Below are 3,830 nucleotides of genomic sequence, written 5' to 3'. Positions count from 1 at the left end.
GCAAGGCCCCGCTCGCGCAGGATCCGGTACATGTTGCGGCTTTCCACGTCGGCATACTGCCCGATACGCTCATAGCCCGGGTTGGGCATGCCGATCTCCTCCCCCTGGTAGATATAGGGTGTCCCCTGCATCAGGTGCAGCACCGTGGCCAGCATCTTGGCGGAGCGCTCCCGGAATTCGCCCTCGTCGCCGAAGCGGGACAGGATGCGCGGCTGATCGTGGTTGCACCAGAACAGGGCGTTCCAGCCGCGCCCGTGCAGGCCCTGCTGCCACTCGCTGAACAGCCGCTTGAGCTCGACAAAATCCGGCGGCGCCAGCCGCCACTTGTCGCCGTCCGGGTAGTCCACCTTGAGGTGGTGGAAGTTGAACACCATGGACAGCTCCTCGCTGTCCGGACTCGAGTAGCGCTGGCAGTGGGCCAGGCTGGTGGAAGACATCTCCCCCACCGTCATCATGCCATTCGGGGCGAACACCGCCCGGTTGAGTTCGTGCAGGAACTCGTGGACACGGGGACCGTCGGTATAGAAGCGCCGCCCGTCGCCCCGCTCGTCATCGGGAAAGGCCTGATCCTTGGAGATCAGGTTGATCACGTCCAGGCGCAACCCGTCGACGCCCTTGCCGGCCCAGAAGCGGACGATGTTGTTCACCTCCTGCCGCACCCTTGGGTTTTCCCAGTTCAGATCCGCCTGCTCCGCCGCAAACAGATGCAGGTAATACTGGCCCGAGGCGGCATCCCGTTGCCAGGCGCTGCCGCCGAACTTGGACTGCCAGTTGTTGGGAGGGCCGCCGTCACGGCCGTCGCGCCAGATGTAAAAGTCCCGGTAGGGGCCGCCCGGATCGGCGATGGCGGCCAGGAACCAGGGATGGGCGGTGGAGGTATGGTTGACCACCAGATCCATGATCAGCCGGATGCCGCGCCGGTGGGCCTCGGCCAGCAGTTGTTCGAAGTCGGCCATGGTGCCGTAGGCCGGATCGATCCGGTAGTAGTCGGCGATGTCGTAGCCGTTGTCCACCTGGGGCGAGACGTACACCGGCGTCAGCCAGATGGCGTCCACCCCGAGATCGGCCAGGTAGTCGAGCTTGTCGATCACCCCGCGCAGATCGCCGGTGCCCCTGTCTCCCGAATCGTAGAAGGACTTGGGGTAGATCTGGTAGATGACGCCGCTATGCCACCACTGGTCGTACTGCTCTTCTTTGTTCATCTGTGTGCTCTTGGTTCCATCTTGATAGAAAGGGCCCGGGCGAATGCCGCGCCGGGCCTTGTATATGATTCTCAGCCCAGGGCTACCCCGGCCCGTTGCCGGCGCTGGTACATCAGCACCGTCAGCAGCATGGGCACCACCACGGCGATGGCCATGGCCAGCAGGTAGATCAGCCAGTAGCGGGGCTGGATGGAGAGGATGCCCGGCAGGCCACCCACCCCGATGCCGTTGGCCAGCACCCCGGACAGGCCGCACAGCAGGGCCGCCAGGGCGGAGCCGGTCATGGCGCAGAGCATGGGAAACTTGTACTTGAGGTTGATGCCGTACATGGCCGGCTCGGTCACCCCCAGGTAGGCGGAAATGGCCGCCGGCACCGATATCTCCCGCTCGTTGGCCTTCTTGCTGACCCAGATGATACCCACCACGGCGGAGGCCTGGGCGATATTGGACAGGGCGATCAGCGGCCAGATGGGGGTACCGCCCATGCTCTGCATCAGCTGCAGATCCACCGCGTTGGTGGTGTGGTGGATGCCGGTGATCACCAGGGGCGCGTAGAAGAAACCGAACAGGGCCGCGCCGATGGGGGCGAAATCGCCGGTCATCGCCGCCCTGGCGACCAAGGCCACGCCGTCCCCCAACAGACGGCCGAAGGGACCGATCAGGGTATGAGCCAGGGTGACCGCCACCAGCAGGGAGACGAAGGGCACTATCACCAGGTAGAGGTAGTCCGGCACCCATTTCTTCAGCCGGAGCTCGATCATCGCCAGCACCAGCCCGGCCAGCATGGCGGGGATCACCTGGGCCTGGTAGCCGACCTTCTCGATCGCGAAGAAGCCCAGATCCCAGATCTCCGGCGCCTGCTGGCCGATCAGGTAGGCGTTCATCAACTGGGGCGAGACCAGGGTCACCCCCAGCACGATGCCGAGGATGGGCGTGCCCCCCATCTTCTGCACCGTGGACCAGCACACCCCCACCGGCAGGAAGAAGAAAATTGCCTCGCCGATCAGCCAGAGGAAGGAGTGCACCTCGGCCCAGAAGGGGCTGATCTGGGTCAGGGTCCGGCCGTCGAACAGGGCGATATCGCCGATCAGGTTGCGAAAGCCCAGGATCAGGCCGCCGGTAATGATGGCCGGCAGCAGCGGCACGAAGATCTCCGCCAGGTGGGAGATGGCCCGCTCCCAGACGCTCATGTTCTGCCGGGCCGCCTGCTTGGCCTGCTCCTTGCTCTGTCCCTCCTGGCCGAGCAGGCTGTTCAGCGCCTGATAGTAACCGTCCACATTGGTGCCGATCACCACCTGGAACTGGCCGGCATTGGTGAAGCAGCCCTTGACCGCCGACAGGGTTTCTATCTTCTTCAGGTCGGCCTGTCCCGGGTTGTTCAGCACAAACCGCAGCCGGGTCAGGCAGTGGCTCACCGCCGCTATGTTGCCCTTGCCGCCGACGTGTTCAATCAGGGTCGCCATTTCCTGGCTCTTGCTCTGGCTCATGGGGTTTTCCTTAACAGTGGAATCGATACCGCAGAGTGTATCCTAATGCAGGAAGAATAAAATGGTATCGATACCATTTTGTGCAAGCGCTCACACTTGGGGCACAATCCCGCCACCGCGAGCAAGTTGACGACCATGATGAAAAAACGCCTGACGATTTCCGATATTGCCCGGCTGGCCGGGGTGGGCACCACCACCGTCTCCCGGGTACTGAACCAGGATCCCAAGGTCAAGCCGGAAACCCGCCACAGGATAGAGCAGATCATCGCCGAGGCCGGCTATGCCCCCTCCCCTTCGGCCCGGGCCATGCGCACCCGGCGCCAGCAGGTGGTGGGCATCATCGTCTCGCGCCTGGACTCCGCCTCCGAGCACCAGGCGGTGCGCGCCATGCTGCCGGTGCTGGAGCAGGCCGGTTACGAGGTGCTGCTGATGGAGTCCGGCTTCAGCAGCGCCAAGGTGGCCGAGCACCTCGACTGGCTGCGGCAGCGCCAGGCCGACGGCGCCATCCTGTTCGCCTTTACCGGCCTGGCGCTGGATGGCCAGGCCGACTGGCAAGACAAGCTGGTGGTGATGGCCCGCCGCTACCCGGGCTTTTCGTCGGTCTGCTACGACGACAAGGGCGCCATCGGGCTGATGCTGGAACACCTGTGGCGGCAGGGTGTGCGCCGCCCGGCCTATGTCGGCGTCGAGCTGCAGGACAGCACCACCGGCCGGCAGCGTCTGGAAGCCTACCTCGACTTTTGCCAGGCCCGGGGCATCTCGCCCGGCTACCGGCTGGGGGGCCTGTCCTACCATGCCGGCCAGGAGGGCGCCCGCCTGCTGCTGGCGGAGCGGCCGGATACGGATGCCCTGGTGTGCGCCAGCGACACCCTGGCCCTGGGCGCCGCCAAGCACCTGCAGCAGAGCGGCAAGGCACTGCCCCTCACCGGGGTCGGCAACAACGAGTTGCTGCGCTTCCTGTTTCCGGCCGTGGCCAGTGTCGATCTCGGCTATCCCCAAGCCGGCACCGCCGCCGCCCGCCAGTTGCTGGCCCAGATCGAGCAGGGCCGGGCCGTCGCCGAGCTGGCCCTGCCCTGCCGGCTGGTCGCGGCGGACTGATGTCCTTTCCCCCCCGGGCCGACTTTGCTAACTTAACCCCACC

General features: G+C 65.4%; 3 protein-coding genes. 1 reads left to right on the top strand and 2 read right to left on the bottom strand.

What is annotated here, in order from left to right:
* Both CGX12_RS18855 and treB read right to left on the bottom strand, forming a co-directional pair.
* Nucleotides 1-1,202 (bottom strand): alpha,alpha-phosphotrehalase (locus CGX12_RS18855; RefSeq protein ID WP_094041413.1); only part of this gene is annotated, 1,202 nt, incomplete at its 3' end.
* Nucleotides 1,203-1,273: 71 nt separating this feature from the next.
* The gene (treB, locus tag CGX12_RS18850; RefSeq protein WP_094041412.1) at nt 1,274-2,689 is read right to left on the bottom strand and encodes a PTS trehalose transporter subunit IIBC; all 1,416 of its coding nucleotides are present in this window, start codon (nt 2,687-2,689) and stop codon (nt 1,274-1,276) included.
* A 138-nt stretch (nt 2,690-2,827) separates the two neighbouring features.
* On the opposite strand from treB, the gene treR reads away from it, so the two are divergent.
* Nucleotides 2,828-3,787, top strand: a complete 960-nt coding sequence (gene treR, locus CGX12_RS18845; protein WP_094041414.1) for a trehalose operon repressor TreR — start codon at nt 2,828-2,830, stop codon at nt 3,785-3,787.
* Nucleotides 3,788-3,830: the final 43 nt, after the last annotated feature.

Source organism: Zobellella denitrificans, from assembly GCF_002237365.1.
Classification (GTDB): domain Bacteria; phylum Pseudomonadota; class Gammaproteobacteria; order Enterobacterales; family Aeromonadaceae; genus Oceanimonas; species Oceanimonas denitrificans.
The sequence above is the reverse complement of the archived record's forward strand: the minus strand, read 5'-3'. Positions and strand labels throughout refer to the sequence as shown.